Genomic DNA, 18,080 nt, shown 5'->3' on the forward strand with positions numbered 1-18,080 from the left:
GCTCCGTGGTAAACGAGGCGTAAAGCCGCGAAAGCGACACAGGGTGCTTGTCAGTCCCGATATGACCTGTTAGGCGCACCCCCCGAACGGCCGTCAGGTCGCTTCGCCCGTGCCGCTTTAGCTCAGCTGGTAGAGCATCGCATTCGTAATGCGGGGGTCACAGGTTCGAGTCCTGTAAGCGGCACCATAGTCTTCACGGCATTTCCCCATGCGAACGTCGCCGGTCCGAGGCTGGCACGCCGCGAGAGCGCTGTTGGCGTTGGGTATACGTGTCTGGCCCGGACGATATTCGACCACACAGTTTCATTCGCTTCGATGCGCGCGTTACTCATCCCCGCGCGTGGTCCGCTGCACCCGTACCGTCGCACACCGCCCGGACCGACCCAAGTCGCTGATTCGCATCGCTGCCGGATCGGGCACGATGGGCGATACCGCCGTCGTCGCCGCAATCGTGCCAATCCTGAACACGCTCGATCCGGCCACTTTCCTTTGTATCTGAATTCAGGCAACATTCAGCAACATAAGGGGAGGGGCATATTTTGGGTCACGCTGCCATGGCATTCATGCCAGGGTTTTCGACGGGTGGAATCCATCGCGATTCGTACGCTGCCTGGCGCGACAGCGGCAGTCCCGTCGCCAAATTGTACGAAACCGTGCCGGATGCCCCGTTCGGGTGTTCGACCGAATGGCTGTCGCTCGGCTCCGTCACGCTCGCCTATTCGCAATTCACCTCGCAGAAGTGGTTCCGGACGCCCGACATCATCCGCGGCGACGATTACGACCATATGTTCGTCAACTTCCGCTTCACCGGTGCCGCCGACGGCATTATGAACGGCCGCGACGTCCACGCAGCGGACGGATCGATCATCTTCACCGATCTGGCGGCGCCTCAGGAACATTATTCGGAAGCCGCCGTGTGCGCCGGGTTGATGATACCGCGCAAGGAAGCCGAAGCGATGTTCGGCCCGGTGCGGGCGTTGCATGGCCATGTCGTGGAGCCGCGTTATGCCAGCGTGCTGATCGCGCATCTCCGGATGCTCCAGACACAGGCGACGGTGTTGCCGCAGCATGCGGCAGACACGCTCGGCCGGACGGTCATGGACCTGCTGTCGGTCGGATTGAAGGCCAGCCTTGGCCAGACCGTCGACGATCCGGACGTGCGGGAACGTGCGCTGCGGGTGCGCCTGCACGCCGCGATCGAACAGGACATCGGATCGCCGTCGCTCAATATCGCCAAACTGGTCCGCACGCTCGGGGTATCGCGATCGACGCTGTACCGGCTGATGGAGGAAGAGGGCGGGGTGCAGGCCTATATCCGGGATCGCCGGCTGGCCAAGGTCGCCGAGGCGCTGCGGGCGTCCACCCACCGGCGATCGTCCCTGTCCGACCTGGCGGATCGTTGGGGCTTCTGCGACGCCGCCTATCTCGCACGCTGCTTTCGCGAACGGTTCGGCGTCACGCTGGGTGAGTACACCGACATGCACCGCCGCCGCTGAGCGGCCGGCATGGCCGCGCCGTCAGCCGTCAATTGGCGACGATATCGAAATTCAGTCGATCGGTATCGAATCCGGCGGGGCCGGGCCGTGCGATGATGGCACGGTCGCGGATGCGGGGGCCCGGCGCCCGGCTGACGATCGTCCCGCCGGATCCATCCAGCGTCACCTGTTCATCGCCGACCATCACCACCGCACCGCGCATCGATCCGGGCGCATAGGTGACCTGCACGCTGTAACCGCCGGGCGCGTTGCAATATTCGAGCAGCTCGCCGAGTTGATAGCCATTGGCCACCGGCGTCACCGCCGCCTGATGGCGTAGTGTGCACAGAACCGGCACGGAAACCCGCAATCCATAGCCACTGCTCGACAGGCTGACGCCATAGGCCGCCGACGAAGAAATCAGCAGCGCAATGGCAGACAGGGCAGTGACACGTCTTGTCATGGCGAACTTCCCGATTCGTACTGCCGCAGCAATGCGCCCCCCGGGTTAACATTCCGTATCGACGCCCGGTCCGAGTCGCAGCGCGGAATGGCGTCTTGCCCGCGTGAACGAGCGCACCGGCCATCCGTTCCAGGGCTTCCGAAGCGCCGGGTCTGGGCCGGCTCCATGCCGAACCATATTGAAATTAGATCACGAAATGGGACAGAATTCGGCCATTTCGATTGTCTTCTGTTGTATGCGCGTTTCAAGAAAGAAACGCTATCACAACGAGTTAACCTTCAATTCACTCGACGGGTAAACAGCAAGGTAACTAATTAGTTCCGTCGGAGGGGGCGACGGGCATGTCGATGGCGAGGGGCGTTTCAGCGATGCGGGGGGGCGCGATCCGGGTATTGGCCGCTGCCGCGCTCGCCGCCGCCGTTTCGGCGACGCCGGCGCAGGCGGAAGCGGTGCATCAGGACAAGCTGGTCCTGAACGTCCATGGCCGCGTGCCCGAACATTGTGCGCTGGGCGGTATCGGCGACATGAATTTCGGCGATCTGACCAAGACCGGGATCGAGCGCGCCGCGCAGATCGGGTTCAGCTGCAACGTGCCGTTCCAGCTCAGCATCCGTTCGGCGCGCGGCGGACTTGCCAACGAAGCCTTTCCACAGGGGCAGGGACCCTATGCCGGCCTGGTCCCGTATTCGGTGGCGGTGTCGATCCCGGTGCGTCGGCCGGGCAGCGACATGCTGACCCAAAGCTTCACCAGCACGGCGCTGCTGGGGGGCGCGACGATGAGCAGCGGCGGCGGAATCGCGCTCGACGGCATGCAACTGACCGTCGTGCTCGCGCCGCCGTCGTCGGAGGCGGGGCTGCTGGGCGGCCGCTATTCCGAAACGGTGACCATCACGGTGGCGCCCATCTGACAGGTTTTCAGGATCGTGCTGCCGACGATTGCGGGCGGTAGCACCAGGTGACGGGGCAACCACCCCCGCACCGACGTCAAACCCGCAAGATCAGCCGGCAGTCGCCGGTCAGTAGGCGTTCGCAGTGTGATGTTGTCGCCGGACAATCGTGTCGGGCGGCACAATAATGGGGAAAAAAGCATGAAGTCGATTCTCAAGGCAGGCGCCGCAGTCGCGGTCGTTCTCACCTCGGTTGCCGCCAACGCGCAGACGACGACCACCAACACCGTCTACTCGGCGCAGCCGGTCGCGGCCGTCACGCGCACCGTGATCGTCTATGATCCGATCTTCGGGGTTTTCCCGGTCGGCACCAGGACCGAGGTGATTTCGCCGGCCAAGACCTCGGCCGAGCAGTTCGCAGCCGGCGTCGGCAGCAAGTATTCGGACAGCGCCACCTCGACGGGCAACACCGACGGCAACCAGACGACCGTCTCGAACAGCTTCACGATGACCGGCAACGTCACCAAGGACTGCTCGTTCTACGGCGGCACCGATACGGCGCATGACATCAATCTGGGCACCATCGGCGTGCGCACCGGCAACAACGACAACGTGTCGCAGGCGTTCAACCAGCGTGATGGCATGACGGTCAACGTCAACAGCGCCACCGCGGGCTGCAACTACAACAACACCGTGTCGATCGCCAAGGACAACGGCGCGGTCGGCCTGCTCAACAAGGATGCCGGCAGCTACGATCCCGCCCAGTTCACCGATCGCATTCCTTACAGCATCAGCGCGTCGTGGACGGGTGCGGATCTCGGCACCAAGGTGACCAAGGCCCAGAAGCTGGACGTTGCGCAGACCCAGGGCAGCAACAACCAGCAGGGCGGCGCATGGCGCTCGTCGTTCAACATGGACGTGACCCTGCCCGCACAGACCAACAAGGCGCTGGTGGCCGGCACGTACACCGACAAGATCACCGTGACGCTCGCCACGATCTGATCTGTCGACCTGGATGGGAAGGCGGTGCCTTCCCATCCATTTATCACGGGATGACGGGCCGGGCCGTGCATGCCGATGTTTCCCGGGGGGATATTCTCTGATGATGGCTTTGCGCTGCCAATCCTTTGCAGCCCGGGTTCTGCGGCCCGCGATCCTGGCGCCGACGCTGGCGACGGCCGCGATCGTCGCGATCAGTGGCGCCTGTGCGATGCGCGTGTCGCCGATGGTCGTCGAAATGACCACGCGGGGCAGCGGCGCAACCGCGCGGGTCGAGGTGCAGAACCTCAATCCCGGCGCGCTGCCGTTCGAAACGCGGATCACCCGCATCGATTACGACGACAAGGGCGTGATGACCGAAACGCCGGCCGACGGCGATTTCCTCGTCTTTCCGCCGCAAGGTGTCTTGCCGGCCGGCGCCCGCCAGGTGGTGCGCCTGCAATGGGTCGGCGATGCCAACCTGCCGGCCAGTCGCGGCTATTATCTGTCGGTCAACCAGCTGCCGGTGTCGCTCGCGCCCGGTCAGGCGTCGGGCGGTGCGCAGGTGCAGGTCGTCTATCATATGAAGGCGCTGATTACCGTCGCGCCGCCCAACGCCAGCCCCAAGGTCGAGGTTGTCAGCGCCAAGCCGATATCGATCGTGCCCAAGGCGCCGCCGGCTCTGCCGGGTGCCGCCGCGGCACCCGCGGTGCCCGCTGCCGCCGTTCCGGGCATCGAACTGGTGGTCCGCAACGTCGGCACCCGATACGCGATGATGGCGGGCGAGCCCTGGACCATCGAGGGCACGGGCGCCGATGGCAAGCCGGCCAGGTTCGTCCTGTCGGGCGATACGCTGGGTCGCGCGATCGGCGTGGGGTATCTGGCGCCGCTGGGCGGCCTGCGCACGTTTCAGGTCGCGACGGACGTCACGTTCCGGGGCCCGGTCAAAGTCCGCTTCGGAAAATGATCCGGCTGCGGGCGCGGCATCTGGGTGCCGCATCCTTGATGGCCATCATGGCCCACGCGCCCGTGGCGGCGCAGGTCAGCGTGCAACTGCCCGGCCGCGGCACGGTGCCGACGGTTCCGTCGCCGGCATCTCCCGGCCAGACTGCGCCCGGCGGCGCGCCGGTGCAACAGCCGGTGCAACAGCAGCCGTCGGTCAGCGTGCCGCTGCCGGGCGCCGCACCGACGCCGCCGCCGCCGCAACAGCAGCCGCCGGTCAGCGTGCCATTGCCGGGCGCCCCTGCGACGCCGTCCGTTCCGACGGTGCCGATCGGCAAATACGGGCGGCCCGACATCAATCCCTATGATCGCGACATCAACCTGACGGTGCCGCTGCTCTACCGGACCCGTTCGCTGGGCGAGGTGCCGGTATTGCTGACCCATGACGACCGGTTCGTGGTCGACACCGCGCCGTTCCTGCAATTGCTGGCGCCGCTGCTCAGCACCGAGGCGCGCCTGAAAATGGGCACGATCCTGAAGGACAAGCCGACGTTTTCGTCCGACGATCTCGTGCAGAGCGGCATTTCGCTGGACTATGACCCCGGCTCGCTGTCGGTGGTGGTGTTGCAGATCGCGCCGAGCGAACGGGCGATGGAATCGCTGTTCAAGGCGCCGACGAACGAGGACGACAAGATCGACCTCACGCCATCCTTCTTCTCCGCCTATCTCAACCTCAACGTCGCCGAAAGCCGCGTCTGGGGCGCTGGCGGGCGCTGGACCAAGCCGTCTTTCTACGTCAACGGCGCCGCGCGGGTGGGGCCGGTCGTACTGGAAGGCGACGTCCAATATGCCGAGGATTTCGGCATTTTCGGCAGCACCTATCGCTTCGACCGCAACTACGTCCGCCTGGTCTATGACGAACCCGACAGCTATCGGCGCTGGCTCGCCGGCGACCTGACACCGGACATTCGCGGGCAACAGAGCTACGTCCAGCTCGGCGGCGTCGGCGTATCGCGCCAGCGGCGCCGGTTCGACCAGTATCGCTCGGCGATTTTGCAGGGCAATCGCCAGATCGTCCTGCAACGCAACTCGACGCTGGACGTCTATCGCAACGGGTCGCTGCTGAAGCAGGTCCGGCTGGATGCGGGCTCGTACGACCTGTCGTCGCTGCCGCTGGTGACGGGGTCGAACGATGTCGAGGTGCGGGTCCGCGACGATGCGGGCGGGGTGCAGACCGTGGCGTATCGTTCGTATCTGGATCCGATCGACCTGCAGCCGGGCGACTACGAATATGCCGGCTATATCGGGCGGACCAGCCGCCGGTTCGGGCGGACGCCGACCTATGGCGGTCCGCTGTCCTTCACCGGTTTCTATCGCAAGGCGTTCCTCGACAAGCCGGCGATCGGGGTCGGCCTGCAAGCCAGTCGCGATGTCCAGGTGGTGACGGGCCAGACGCAGTTCGTGCTGCCCAACGGTGGCCGCATCCAGTTCAACCTGGGCGCCAGCCACACCCGCACACGCGGCATGGGCCAGTCGATCGGCCTCGCCTACGATCAGATATTCGACCGCGGCGGCCTGGTCGATTCCTTCACGTTGAGCGGCGATTTCCTGTCCAGGCGCTATGGCGGGCTGGGCTATGCCGAACCCGACAACACCAGCAGCTGGAGCCTCAATGCGCAATATGCCCGCGCACTGACGTTCGACCTCACGCTGCTGATGGGGGCAAGCTACCTCAAGAGCCGCGCGGTGTCCGGCGACACCTATCGCCTTGATGCCAGCACCGCCTATCGCCTGACGCCGCGCTGGAGCGTGCGCGGCGGCGTCAACTATACGCGGTTCGGGATCAGTTCCAGCGATCGCAAGGGGTTCGGCTTCAACCTCGGCCTCGTGTATCAGCCGGGCTATCGCGACCGGGCGGAGGCGCGCTACGATGGCGCGACCGACACCGCATCGGTGTCCTACGCCCATTCCTCGACCGGCCAGATCGGCAGCGTCGGCTATGGCGCGCTGGCCGGCCGCGACCTCGGATCGGTCAACGTCCAGGCGTTCGGCGATTACACGGGCAACCGCTTCGACGCATCGGTCAGCCACGCCGCCTACGGCACCGGTTTCGGCTCGATCACCAACCAGCAGGTCTCGTCGGTACGGGTCGGCACGGGCATCGCCTTTGCCGGCGGCCATGTCGGGATCGGGCGGCGGATCAACGACAGCTTCGCCCTGCTCTATCCGCACGCCACGCTGCACGGGCGCAGCGTCGTCGCCGGTCAGTCGCTGGCCGGCAACAACTACCTCAGCCAGAGCGGCCCGCTGGGCGCAGCGGTCAACGGTTACCTGACCTCCTATGTGACCCAGTCGGTGCAATATGACGTCGCCGACGTGCCGACCGGCTATGACGTCGGTCCGGGCGTGATCCGGGTGAAGCCGCCGTATCGCAGCGGCTATGCCTTGCGCATCGGCACCGATGCGTTCGTCAGCGCGACGGGTACGCTGATCGGACCGGACGGCAAGCCGATGGTCCTCGTCGGGGGACGTGCGATCGCCAGGACCCCGCCCAAGGGCAAGGACGGCAAGATCGTCCCGCAACCGTTCTTCACGAACTCCATCGGCCGGTTCGCATTGCAGAACCTGCGGCCGGGAACCGGGTATCACGTCGAACTCTTCGGATCGGACAACGGGTTCGACTTCGCCGTGCCGGCCGACAGCGACGGGCTGGTCGACCTGAAGACGGTGGCGGTGGGTATGGCAACGGGAACGGGACAATGACGATGACCACGGCGCGATGGATCCTGGCCGCCCTTGCAGGCCTGCTCACCCTGGCCTCGCCGGCCGACGGCAATGCGCAGACGCTGCCGGCGCAAGCGTCGCCCGATTGCAGGCTGCGGATCGACACCGCCGCCACCAACTGGGTCATCGACGGCTACGACCTGTTCGGCGGCGGGGCGGCCGCGGGCGCCTATGACGTGCTGTTCGTCAACCAGGGCGAGCGGGAATGCCGCTTCTATCCCCGCTTCGATACCGATCAGGCGACGCTCGGCCTGCGTGCGGAGGGCGGGGCGGCGGTGGCCTACACGCTGCTAGATACGTTCGGGCAATATGATGCGACCCCCGTCGCCGGGCGCACCGTGCGCCGTCCCGTCAATCGCCCGGTGGTGCTGGTGCCGGGCGGGCAGCAACTGGTGCGGTATCTGTTCACGGTGGGCGTGGATGCGTTGCAGGGCGACGGCCTGTTCACCCAGCGGCTGCTGCTCACGGCGGAGGATCTCGCGGGCAACCCGCTGACCCAACGTCAGGTGGTGGTCGGTATCAACGTCCTGCCCTCGGCGACGCTGTCGCTGGCCGGTGCCTTCACGCGCAACGGGTCGCAGGCGGACATCGACCTGGGCGATCTCAGCGCCGGGGTGGGCGCCCTGCCGCTCGCGCTGCAGGTGATGAGCACGCGTGGCTATCGCCTCGGCATCGATTCGCTCAACGGCGGCAGGCTGCGTCTCGCCGGCACTGACTGGAGCGTCCCCTATGCGCTGTCGATCCAGGGGCAACCGATCCGCTTCGGCGAAAACGGCGGCTACGTGTCCGGCAACACCCCCGGTATCCACCGTGATTCGCTGCCGCTCTCGTTCACCGTTGCCCCGGTGTCGGACCTGCGGGCGGGAAGCTATTCGGATATCCTGACGATCACCGTGGCGACGCTGTGACATCAGTGCGGCCGGGCACGCGAGCCTCGCTGCCTGCCGGCCGCCGCGATCACGTCACCGCGTTGCGCGTCGAGAAGGCGGGATCGCGCCACTCCTCGGTCGCGACGATGGCGCGGAGGTGTTCGCCGGCCTGCCACACGTCCTCGTGGCTGAGGTAGAGCGGGGTGAGGCCAAGACGCAGGATGTCGGGATCGCGGAAATCGCCGATGACGCCGCGGGCGATCAACGCCTGGGTCAGGGCATAGGCATAAGGTGCGCGAAAGCTGATGTGGCTGCCGCGGGCGGCGGGGTCGGCGGGGCTGACGCAGGAGAGGCCGGCGGCAGCGCCGGCCTGCGCAAGGATGGCGAACAGCGCGGCGCTCTTGGTGGCGAGCGCGTCCTCGTCGATGCCGGTCCAGAGGTCGAGTGCGACCTCGAGGCTGGCCATGGCGAGGATCGAGGGGGTGCCGACCAGCCAGCGCTTCATCCCGTCGGCGGGGCGGTAGCCGTCCTGGAAGGCGAAGGGTTCGGCATGCCCCATCCAGCCGCTGATCGGATTGGCAAGGGCCGCCTGGTGCCGCCGCGCGACATAGAGGAAGGCGGGGGCACCGGGACCGCCGTTCAGGAATTTATAGGTGCAGCCGACCGCCATGTCTGCCTCGGCGGCGGTGACGTCGAGGCGGACCGCACCGACGCTGTGGCTGAAATCCCAGAGCATCAGCGCCCCGGCAGCATGCGCGCGGGCGGTCCAGCCGGCGAGGTCGAAGCGTTCCGACGTCTTGTAGTGGACATGGGTGAGTAGCAGCAGCGCCGTATCGTCGTCGAGCGCGTCGGCAAGCGCGGCGCGCTCCACCACCTTCAGCCGGGCACCGGGGACGCAGGCGACCGCGCCTTCTGCGATGTGGAGGTCGGTGGGGAAGTTGCCGGCCTCGCTCACCACCGTGCGGCGGCCGGAATGGTGGCGAAGGGCGGCGACGATCGCCTTGAACAAATGGGTGGAGGTGGTGTCGCCGACGATCACCTCGTCCGCGGCCGCACCGATCAGCGGCGCGATTTTGGCGCCGAGCCGCTGGGGAACGTCGATCCACCCCTCGTTCCAGCTGCGGATCAGGCGGGTGCCCCATTGCCGCTGCGCCGCGTCGGCAAGGGCAACGGGAACGCTGCGGGGCAGCGCGCCGAGCGAATTGCCGTCGAGGTAGATGACGCCGTCGGGCAATGCGAAACGGTCGCGGAACGGCGCGATCGGATCGGCGGCGTCGAGGGCGCGGGCGTCTTCGCGGGTCATGCGGCTACTCCGAGTGCGGCGAGGATGAGGGTGCATGTCCGGGTCCAGGCGGCGGAGCCGGGGGCGATCAGTTCGACATGGCCGGTGTCGGCGACGGTGTGGAGGTCGACGAGGTCGCCGGCGGCGCGGGCCTGCGTCCGATGGTCGATGGCCATGCGATAGGGGACGATGCGATCCTCGCGGCCGGCGACCAGCGTCTGCGCCACGCCGAGCGGCAGCAGCGGCGGGATCGAGGTGTCGGCAAACGGCTGCGGCCGGTCGCCGACGAGTTGCGCGATCACCGCGGTGCCGCAGCCATTGTCCGGGCTGGCGGCGACCGCGGCGAGATCGGGCAGGCCGCCGAGCACGACGACGTGGCGGATCGGCAACGGATCGGGATCGTGCAGCGTGCTGGCCACGGGCAGGCGGTGCCGGGCCGCCAGCCACAGCGCGAGGTGACCGCCGGCGGAATGGCCGACCGCGATCATGCGGGTGAGGTCTAGGTCGTGGCCGGCAGCGTCCATGCGCAGCCGATCGGCGGCGGCGGCGGCGTCGCGGAAGGTGCCGGGATAGCCGCCGCCGTCGCGATCGACGCCGCGATAGTCGATGTTCCACACCGCGACGCCCTGCCTGCGCAGGTCGGCGGCGGCCCAGTCCATCAGGCGGCGATCGGCGATGCCCGTCTGCCAGCAGCCGCCATGGACCATCAGCACGACCGGGTGCGGTCCGGCGCCGGCCGGCCGCCACAGGTCGATGCGCTGGAGCGGGTCGGGGCCATAGGCGATGGTGGCGTCCGGCGTTTCGCGCGGACGGGCGGTGAGGTCGGGCCAGGTCAGATAGTCGGTCATGCGTGTGCCGGCGCTAGCCGATGTGGCGGCGGGCATCCACTGTCCCGCCGTCATCGCGCATTCCGTCGGGCGCGGGAAGCGGCCGCCGGGGGCGCTGCCGGAGGGGGCGTTGCCGTTTCCGGCCCTGCCGCCTAGTGTGTTCCCGATATGGCCACCGACTTTCAGGAACCGCCGATCGGCATACTCGATGCGCCGTTCGATACCGCTCTGTCCGACCGCTATCTGGTCTATGCGCTGTCGACGATCACCGCGCGGTCGCTGCCGGACGTGCGCGATGGCCTGAAGCCGGTGCATCGGCGGCTGCTGTGGGCGATGCGGCTGCTGAAGCTGGATCCCAGCCAGGGCTACAAGAAGTGCGCGCGCGTCGTCGGCGACGTCATCGGCAAATACCACCCGCATGGCGACCAGTCGGTGTACGACGCGATGGTCCGGCTCGCGCAGGATTTCGCGCTGCGCTATCCGCTGGTCGACGGGCAGGGCAATTTCGGCAACATCGACGGCGATAACGCCGCCGCCTATCGCTATACCGAGGCGCGGCTGACGCAGGTCGCGATCGACCTGATGGATGGGCTGGACGAGGATGCCGTCGCCTATCGCCCGACCTATAACGGCGAGGAGCAGGAGCCGGAACTGTTCCCCGGCCTGTTCCCCAACCTGCTGGCGAACGGCGCGGCGGGCATCGCCGTCGGCATGGCGACCAGCATTCCGCCGCACAATGCCGCCGAACTGCTCGATGCGGCGATCATGCTGGTCGACAAGCCCGATGCGCCCGACACCGCGGTGCTGGACTATGTGAAGGGGCCGGACTTCCCCACTGGCGGCCTCGTCGTCGATCCCCCGGCGGTGATCGCGGAAAGCTATGCGACCGGCCGCGGCAGCTTTCGCGTGCGGGCGCGCTGGGCGATCGAGCGCGAGAAGGGCGGCGGCTGGCAGGTCGTGGTCAGCCAGATCCCGTATGGCGTGCAGAAGGGCAAGCTGATCGAGCAGATCGCCGGCCTCATCAACGACCGCAAGTTCCCGATCCTCGCCGACGTGCGCGACGAATCGGACGCGGAGGTGCGGATCGTGCTCGAACCGCGCAGCCGCACGGTCGATCCGCAGGTGCTGATGGACGGGCTGTTCCGTTTTTCCGATCTGGAAACGCGGGTCAGCCTGAATCTCAACGTGCTCGACAAGGATCGCACACCACGGGTGATGTCGCTCGGCGGCGCGCTGAAGGCGTGGGTGGAGCATCAGTTCGTCGTGCTCGACCGGCGGACACGCCACCGGCTGGGCAAGATCGCCGACCGGATCGAACTGCTCGAAGGCTATCTGGTCGCCTACCTCAACCTCGACCGGGTGATCGAGATCATCCGGACCGAGGACGAACCCAAGCAGGTGATGATCGCCGAATTCAGCCTGACCGACCGGCAGGCGGAGGCGATCCTCAACATGCGGCTGCGATCCCTGCGCCGCCTCGAGGAATTCGAGATTCGCGGCGAGCGCGACAAGCTCGACAAGGAACGCGGCGAGCTGGAGGCGCTGCTCGCCGATCCGGCCCGGCAGAAGCGGCGGATGAAGCGCGACCTCAAGAAGATACGCGACCGCTACGGACCGGAGACGGCGCTGGGCGCGCGGCGCACGACCGTCGAGGAAGCCGCCCCGACCCGCGACATCCCGCTGGAGGCGATGATCGAGCGCGAGCCGATCACCGTCATCCTGTCGCAGCGCGGCTGGATCCGCGCGATGAAGGGGCATGTCGACCTGTCCTCTCCCGAAACGATGAAGTTCAAGGAGGGCGACGGCCCCGCCTTCGCCTTTCACGCGCAGACGACGGACAAGCTGCTGCTGGCGGCGGAAAACGGGCGGTTCTATACGCTGGCTGCGGACAAGCTGCCCGGCGGGCGCGGCTTTGGCGAGCCGGTGCGGGCGATGATCGACCTCGACGGCGCGATCGGCGTCACCGCCTTTCTCAACGCGCGTGGCGTCGAACAATTGCTGATCGCTGCCACCGACGGACGGGGCTTCCGCGTGCCGGTGGCCGACGTCATCGCCGAAACGCGCAAGGGCAAGACGGTGATGACGCCGCGGATCGGCGCGAAGCTGCTGATCGTGCGTCCCGTCGTGCCGGCTGCAGATTACGTCGCGGCGATCGGCGACAATCGCAAGTTCCTCGTCTTCCCCATCGCCGAACTGCCGGTGATGACGCGGGGGCAGGGGGTGCAGATCCAGCGGTTCCGCGAAGGCAGCCTGTCCGATGCGACGACCTTCGTCTTTGCCGAGGGGATGAGCTGGACGATGGGTGGCGAATCGGGGCGGACGCGTACGGAAAGCGACCTGTCGTTGTGGCGCACCGCGCGCGGCGCAGCGGGGCGGACGCCGCCGACGGGCTTCCCGCGCGACAACCGGTTCGGCAGCTAGGGCGGCGACGACCGCGTCGGTGCCCGCGTTATTCGGTTGCGTCTTTCAGCGGCTCTTAACGTTCGGACCCTAGGCAGGACGGCATGGCCACCGCCTCGTCCGACCTGGTTTCGCTGCCGCTTGCCGAACTGGAGCTGTTCGCGCGGGATCTGGAACTGATCCCGATCCCGACGGTGCAGGTGGTGCGCGATGGCAGCGGATTCGATTTTCTGGCGGTAAACCGGGCCTATCGCCTGGCCGGGCTGGGCGTGATCGCCGACCGGTCGCCGATGCTGGCGCTGCTCGGCAGCCGGATCGATGCCTTTCTGCGATCGACCGACGTGCGCAGCGATTTCGACTGGTCGATCGGACAGGTGATCGATTCGCGCTATTACCGCGTGACGCTCGCGCGCCCGTCGCCGACGCTGCGCGACCGGTGCCAGATCGCCTTCATCGACCTCACCGCGCAGGTCCATACCGAACGCTCGCTCCGCCGCGAGATGACCACCGACAGTCTGACCGGCCTGCCGAATCGCGAGGGCTTCAGCGACATGATCGAGGCGGTGCAGGCCGATCGCGGCCGGCACGCGGTACTGGTCATCGACATCGATCGATTCGGTCGGCTGAACGCCTGCCTCGGCGGACTGGCGGGCGATGAACTGCTCATCACCGTCGCGCGCCGGATCAAGGGCGTGCTGCGCGCGCGCGACGCGCTGGCGCGGATCGGCGGCGACGAATTCGGCATCCTCATGGCGGTGGACGACGATGCGGACGAGGCGAGCCGCCTCGCCGAACGGATCCAGCGCGCGCTGTCGGCGCCGTTCCGGTTAAGCGATTACGAGATCGGCGTCGAATGCTCGATCGGCATCGCGCATGGCGACGATGCGGTCGAGGACGTCGAGGAATTGATCCGCAACGCGCAATTTGCGGTGAAGCGCGCGAAAACCGGCCGCCACGTCGAAAACTACCAGACCCAAGCCTTCACCCTCGCCCGCCAACAATTCGCGATGGAGACGGCGTTGCGCCGCGCTATCGAGGAGCGGCAGTTGCGGCTGGCGTTTCAGCCAATCTGCGACTTGGCGAGCGGCGCGATCGTGTCGTTCGAGGCGCTGGCACGCTGGCGCGATTCGAGCGGGGTCGAGCATCAGCCCAGCGACTTCATTCCGGTCGCGGAGGAATCGGGACTGATCGTCCCGCTGGGCCGATGGGCGATGGACGAGGCGGCGCGGACGCTGCGCTGGTGGGACGATGCGTGCGGCGGCCATTGCGGCATGCGCGTCGCGGTCAACCTGTCCGCGATCCAGATGCAGCGCGACGACATCGCGCCGGTGGTCGAGGCGGCGCTGATCCGCCACGATCTTGCGGGCGACCGATTCAACCTGGAATTGACCGAAAGCGCGATCGTCAGCGATCCCGACCGTATCGCCGGCATCATGCACGCGCTGAAGGCACTGGGCACCAGCCTGGCGATGGACGATTTCGGCACCGGCTATTCCAACCTCGCCTATCTGCAAAAGTTGCCGATCGACATCCTCAAGATCGACCGCAGCTTCGTGTCGGGCATGCTCGCCGACCGCGACAAGATCGCGATCGTGCGTGCGATCCTGAGTCTGGCGCAGGCATTGGGCATGCGGACCACGGCAGAAGGGGTCGAGAGCAACGAACTGGCGCAAACGCTGGCGGCGCTTGGCTGCACCTACGGCCAGGGCTATCTTTATGCGCGGCCGCTGGAGGCGGAGGATGCGCTGTCGATGATCGTCGCAGCCAGGGCGGCGGCGACGGCGTCGTCGGCGAACTGATCGACTCGCGCGGCGTCGGGGAATCCCCCGGCGATCCAACGATCCTCGATCGCGCGCAACACGCGCGCCACCTCCGGCCCCTTGCGCAGGCCCCGCTGCACCAGCGCGCCACCACCGATCGGGAGCACCGGCGGCGTCCAGTCCGTGATGTCGGCGATGGCACAACCGGCAAGTAGCAGCCGGTCGATCGCACTGGCCGTGCCGACGCGATAGGCGAGCGCTCGCGCATCCGCGTCCCCCGGTCCCTGCGTGGCGGCGACCAGCCGTTTGCGATCGGCATTCGACAGCTTCAGCCGCGCGCCCACCGGCTCGGCCGCGGCGGCCGGCAGCAATGCCGCCAGTCGCCGGATCGCATCGGGTGCGACGCCGGCCGCGGCCTCCCGCATGGCCAGCGTCGCAAGCACGGTCGCATCGGTGATTTCCGGCAGGACGGCGCGGAAGATGCCGGCATCGATCATCAATGCGATAACCGGGACGGCATGGCGGGCGACAAGCAGCTTGAGCAGTTCGGCGGCGATCCGCTCGCGCGAGAGCGCCATCAGGTCGTTGGCGCGGGCGGCGCAGGCGGCCAGCCCATCGGCATCGATCCTCGACTGGTCCGCCGTGCCGAAACGTGCGTGGAAGCGAAAGAAGCGGAGGATACGCAGGTGGTCCTCGGCGATGCGCCGATAGGGATCGCCGATGAAGCGGACCCGGCCTGCGGCCAGATCGGCAAGCCCGCCGAATGCGTCGATCACCGCGCCCGTCTCCGGATCGGCGTAGAGCGCGTTCATCGTGAAGTCGCGGCGGGCGCCATCCTCTTCCCACGCATCGGTGAAGGCGACGACGGCATGGCGTCCATCGGTCGTCACGTCGCGGCGCAACGTCGTCACCTCGATCGGGCCGTCGGGCAGGATCGCGGTGATTGTGCCATGGGCAAGGCCGGTCGGCACCGCGCGGATGCCGGCGTCGCGCAACCGGTCCAGCACGATGTCGGGCAGCAGTTGCGTCGCGAGATCGATGTCGGCGGGGTCGAGGCCGAGCAGCGTATCTCGAACCACCCCGCCGACCAGACGCGTCTGTTCCGCCCCACCCAACGCGGCGATCAACGCGGCGAACCCCTCGCGCCCCGCGATCTGGTCCAGCGGCAGGACGGGCGCCGGGCTCAATGCCATGCGAGTTGTCGTGACAGGTTGACGATCATCGCGGCGGTGGCACCCCAGATGCGGCGGTCGGCCCAGCGGATTTCGTAATAATGACGGGTGCGGCCCTGCCACTGCGCACTCGCCTCGACCTGATTGGCGGGATCGAGCAGGAAGTCGAGCGGCACCTCGAACACGCTCGCCACCTCTGCCTCGCTGGGGACGAGTGGCAGGTCGGGGGGGACGACGGCCAGCACCGGCGTCACGCTGAAACCGGTAACAGTCCGATAGCGGTCAACCTCGCCGACCAGTACGACCGATGCGGGCGCGAGCGCGATCTCCTCGTCCGCCTCGCGCAGGGCGGCGGCGATCGCGCTCTCGCCGGGATCGATGCGGCCACCGGGAAAGGCGACCTGCCCGGCATGGTTGCGCAGCGTATCGGTCCGCTGGGTCAGCAGTACGCCCGGCCGCGCGCGGTCGGTGACCGCGACCAGCACCGCGGCCGGGGTGAGGTCGGCATTGTCACGCTCGTCGAGATCGCGATGGTCGCCGGTCAGCAGCACCGGTTGCGTGGCACGACCACGTTCGAGCGCGGCTCCAAGCCGCTCGACCAGGGTCATGCCGCAGGTTCCAGCGGAAAAAATGCACCGTCGCTCCACAGGCCCGGACGATCGGCATCGCCGGCAAGGGCGCGCTCGGCCAGGTCATAATAGACGGCGCGAGCGACCAGCGCTTCCAGCCCATCACGTACGTGCAGATAGGGGCGCGGACCGTCTTCGCCCGCGACGAAGCGCAGCGGGTGGTCGGACCCCGCGGTTACGAGGTCGCCGGTGTTCAGGCGAAAGGCGAGCCGGGCTGCGGCGCCTTCGCCCTCAGCCTTCATCTCGACCGCGACGAAGGGTGCGTCCTCAACTGCGATGTCGAGCTTTTCGACCGGCGTGACGAGGACGTGCCGGCCATCGGCCTCGCGGCGCAGGATCGTCGAGAACAGCCGTACCATCGCGGGACGGCCGATCGGCGATCCCTGATGATACCACGTGCCGTCGCGGGCGATCCGCATCTCGCTGTCACCGCAATGGGTCGGGTTCCATTGCTTGACCGGCGGCAGGCGCCGCTGTTCGATAAGGGTGGCGATCTCAGGCAGGCTGAGACTGGCGAGATCGGGAAGGTCCTCCATCGGCATGGGGGCGAGGTAGGGGCTATGGCAGGGCGGGTAAAGGCGCGTGACGGTTCAGGCGTTGGGTGCGACCGCTTGGCCGAGCAGGCCGGCAGCGGCGGGGACGGCGCCGCCGCGGGCGAGCAGGCGGTGCCGTTCGACCGGGCCGGGCAGACGCCAACCCGCGGTGCGGCTTGCATCGAAGCCGAAGAAGCGGCCGTAATATTCGGGATCGCCGATCAGCATCAGCGATTGGTCCAAGCCCTCGCTATGGGCGGCGTGCAGCGCACGGGTCATCAACGCACGGCCGATACCATCGCGCTGGCGTTCGGGCGCGACGGCGACCGGGCCGATCATCACCAGTGGCCATGCGGCGCCGTCGTCGCCGTCCAGTTGGACGGGCCAGCATTGGATGGTGCCGATCAGGGCGCCGTCGCTCAGCGCCGCTAGGCTGAGTGCGGCGATCGGCTTGGTGGCCCCGCGCACCTTGTAAGCAGTACGGGTATGCCGATCGGGCCCGAACGCGCGGTCGAGCAGCGCCTCCACGGCGGCTCCATCGACGGTGCTGAGCGGCACGAATGCGATCACGGCAGGTTCCTCTGCGGCCCGATGGCCGATGTGGGCCCGCGCGCATGGGGCGGGGGGCGGCGAACGCAAGCGGAATGCGATTCGCGCGCGCTCGCTCGGCTTGCTAGGGCGCCGGCCATGCAAGACAGTCTACAATTGGAAGTCCACGACCTCGAGGTGCAGGTGCTCACCGGTATCTATTCCGAGGAAACGCACCTGCCGCAGCCGTTGCGGATCGACCTGACCGTCGATCTGCGCTGTCCCGATCATTTCGCGCCAGACACGCCGCTTGGCGCGTCGAAGAACTATCTCGACCTCAAGCATGCGGCGACCACCGCTCTGCCGGAGGGCGTGCACTTCACCCTGATCGAGGCGGTGGCGGATCACATCTGCGAAACGCTGTTCCTGGGTGATCCACGCGTGCTGCGGGTCAAGGTGAAGATCGTGAAGCTGGCGATCGCGGAAGCCGGCGAGGCGATCGGGATCACGCTGGTCCGCCATCGCCGCTGACGTCGCTTTGGCCGCAGGAG

16 protein-coding genes and 1 tRNA gene are annotated in these 18,080 nt (G+C 67.5%); 10 read left to right on the forward strand and 7 right to left on the reverse strand.

From position 1 onward, the window contains the following. Positions 1 to 111: 111 nt before the first annotated feature. Both GTH33_RS08630 and GTH33_RS08635 read left to right on the forward strand, forming a co-directional pair. Positions 112 to 187 (forward strand) — tRNA-Thr (locus tag GTH33_RS08630). Between the two features lie 367 nt (positions 188 to 554). Further along, positions 555 to 1,496, forward strand: a complete 942-nt coding sequence (locus GTH33_RS08635) for a helix-turn-helix domain-containing protein (protein WP_163958067.1) — start codon at positions 555 to 557, stop codon at positions 1,494 to 1,496. 28 nt (positions 1,497 to 1,524) lie between these two features. On the opposite strand, the gene GTH33_RS08640 is transcribed toward GTH33_RS08635, so the two are convergent. Continuing rightward, positions 1,525 to 1,938, reverse strand: coding sequence for a hypothetical protein (locus GTH33_RS08640; RefSeq protein WP_243848436.1), 414 nt, complete (start codon positions 1,936 to 1,938; stop codon positions 1,525 to 1,527). Positions 1,939 to 2,279: 341 nt separating this feature from the next. Between GTH33_RS08640 and GTH33_RS08645 the strand changes: the two genes are divergently transcribed. From GTH33_RS08645 to GTH33_RS08665, 5 genes are all read left to right on the forward strand, one after another. Beyond that, entirely contained in the window at positions 2,280 to 2,846 is a 567-nt protein-coding gene (locus GTH33_RS08645) for a hypothetical protein (protein WP_163958068.1), read from the forward strand. Between the two features lie 180 nt (positions 2,847 to 3,026). Further along, on the forward strand, positions 3,027 to 3,827 hold the full coding sequence (locus GTH33_RS08650; RefSeq protein ID WP_163958069.1) for a hypothetical protein: 801 nt from the start codon (positions 3,027 to 3,029) through the stop codon (positions 3,825 to 3,827). 100 nt (positions 3,828 to 3,927) lie between these two features. After that, positions 3,928 to 4,770, forward strand: coding sequence for a fimbrial biogenesis chaperone (locus tag GTH33_RS08655; RefSeq protein WP_163958070.1), 843 nt, complete (start codon positions 3,928 to 3,930; stop codon positions 4,768 to 4,770). Positions 4,771 to 4,817: 47 nt separating this feature from the next. Next, positions 4,818 to 7,508 carry a fimbria/pilus outer membrane usher protein gene (locus tag GTH33_RS08660; RefSeq protein ID WP_243848435.1) on the forward strand — a complete coding sequence of 897 codons (2,691 nt, stop codon included), beginning with the start codon at positions 4,818 to 4,820 and terminating at the stop codon, positions 7,506 to 7,508. Further along, entirely contained in the window at positions 7,505 to 8,437 is a 933-nt protein-coding gene (locus tag GTH33_RS08665; RefSeq protein ID WP_163958071.1) for a hypothetical protein, read from the forward strand. Before GTH33_RS08660 ends, GTH33_RS08665 begins: the two co-directional genes overlap by 4 nt. 49 nt (positions 8,438 to 8,486) lie before the next feature. Here the strand turns inward: GTH33_RS08665 and kynU are convergent, their stop codons facing one another. Continuing rightward, the gene (gene kynU, locus GTH33_RS08670) at positions 8,487 to 9,701 is read right to left on the reverse strand and encodes a kynureninase (RefSeq protein WP_163958072.1); all 1,215 of its coding nucleotides are present in this window, start codon (positions 9,699 to 9,701) and stop codon (positions 8,487 to 8,489) included. Beyond that, the gene (locus tag GTH33_RS08675; RefSeq protein ID WP_163958073.1) at positions 9,698 to 10,528 is read right to left on the reverse strand and encodes an alpha/beta hydrolase; all 831 of its coding nucleotides are present in this window, start codon (positions 10,526 to 10,528) and stop codon (positions 9,698 to 9,700) included. Before GTH33_RS08675 ends, kynU begins: the two co-directional genes overlap by 4 nt. A 147-nt stretch (positions 10,529 to 10,675) precedes the next feature. Here GTH33_RS08675 and parC point away from each other — a divergent pair, with 147 nt between their 5' ends. Together parC and GTH33_RS08685 are read left to right on the forward strand one after the other, a co-directional pair. Next, positions 10,676 to 12,928 carry a DNA topoisomerase IV subunit A gene (parC, locus tag GTH33_RS08680; protein WP_163958074.1) on the forward strand — a complete coding sequence of 751 codons (2,253 nt, stop codon included), beginning with the start codon at positions 10,676 to 10,678 and terminating at the stop codon, positions 12,926 to 12,928. 83 nt (positions 12,929 to 13,011) lie between these two features. Then, entirely contained in the window at positions 13,012 to 14,706 is a 1,695-nt protein-coding gene (locus GTH33_RS08685; protein WP_163958075.1) for a putative bifunctional diguanylate cyclase/phosphodiesterase, read from the forward strand. On the opposite strand, the gene GTH33_RS08690 is transcribed toward GTH33_RS08685, so the two are convergent. The 4 genes from GTH33_RS08690 to GTH33_RS08705 are packed head-to-tail and all read right to left on the reverse strand — an operon-like array spanning position 14,622 to position 17,571. After that, entirely contained in the window at positions 14,622 to 15,860 is a 1,239-nt protein-coding gene (locus GTH33_RS08690; protein ID WP_163958076.1) for a CCA tRNA nucleotidyltransferase, read from the reverse strand. The two genes, GTH33_RS08685 and GTH33_RS08690, sit on opposite strands and share 85 nt — an antisense overlap. After that, a complete protein-coding gene (locus GTH33_RS08695) occupies positions 15,851 to 16,447 on the reverse strand; it encodes a CoA pyrophosphatase (protein ID WP_163958077.1) in 597 nt (198 codons plus the stop codon). The genes GTH33_RS08690 and GTH33_RS08695 overlap by 10 nt, the downstream gene beginning before the upstream one ends. Beyond that, complete coding sequence (locus GTH33_RS08700) at positions 16,444 to 17,010, reverse strand: DUF1285 domain-containing protein (RefSeq protein ID WP_208404196.1); 567 nt, start codon at positions 17,008 to 17,010, stop codon at positions 16,444 to 16,446. The genes GTH33_RS08695 and GTH33_RS08700 overlap by 4 nt, the downstream gene beginning before the upstream one ends. 48 nt (positions 17,011 to 17,058) lie before the next feature. Beyond that, the gene (locus GTH33_RS08705) at positions 17,059 to 17,571 is read right to left on the reverse strand and encodes a GNAT family N-acetyltransferase (RefSeq protein ID WP_163958078.1); all 513 of its coding nucleotides are present in this window, start codon (positions 17,569 to 17,571) and stop codon (positions 17,059 to 17,061) included. Between the two features lie 117 nt (positions 17,572 to 17,688). Between GTH33_RS08705 and GTH33_RS08710 the strand changes: the two genes are divergently transcribed. Further along, positions 17,689 to 18,060 carry a dihydroneopterin aldolase gene (locus GTH33_RS08710; protein ID WP_163958079.1) on the forward strand — a complete coding sequence of 124 codons (372 nt, stop codon included), beginning with the start codon at positions 17,689 to 17,691 and terminating at the stop codon, positions 18,058 to 18,060. The last annotated feature ends 20 nt before the right edge of the window (positions 18,061 to 18,080 follow it).

The sequence above is a fragment of the Sphingomonas insulae genome, from assembly GCF_010450875.1.
Taxonomy (GTDB): domain Bacteria; phylum Pseudomonadota; class Alphaproteobacteria; order Sphingomonadales; family Sphingomonadaceae; genus Sphingomonas; species Sphingomonas insulae.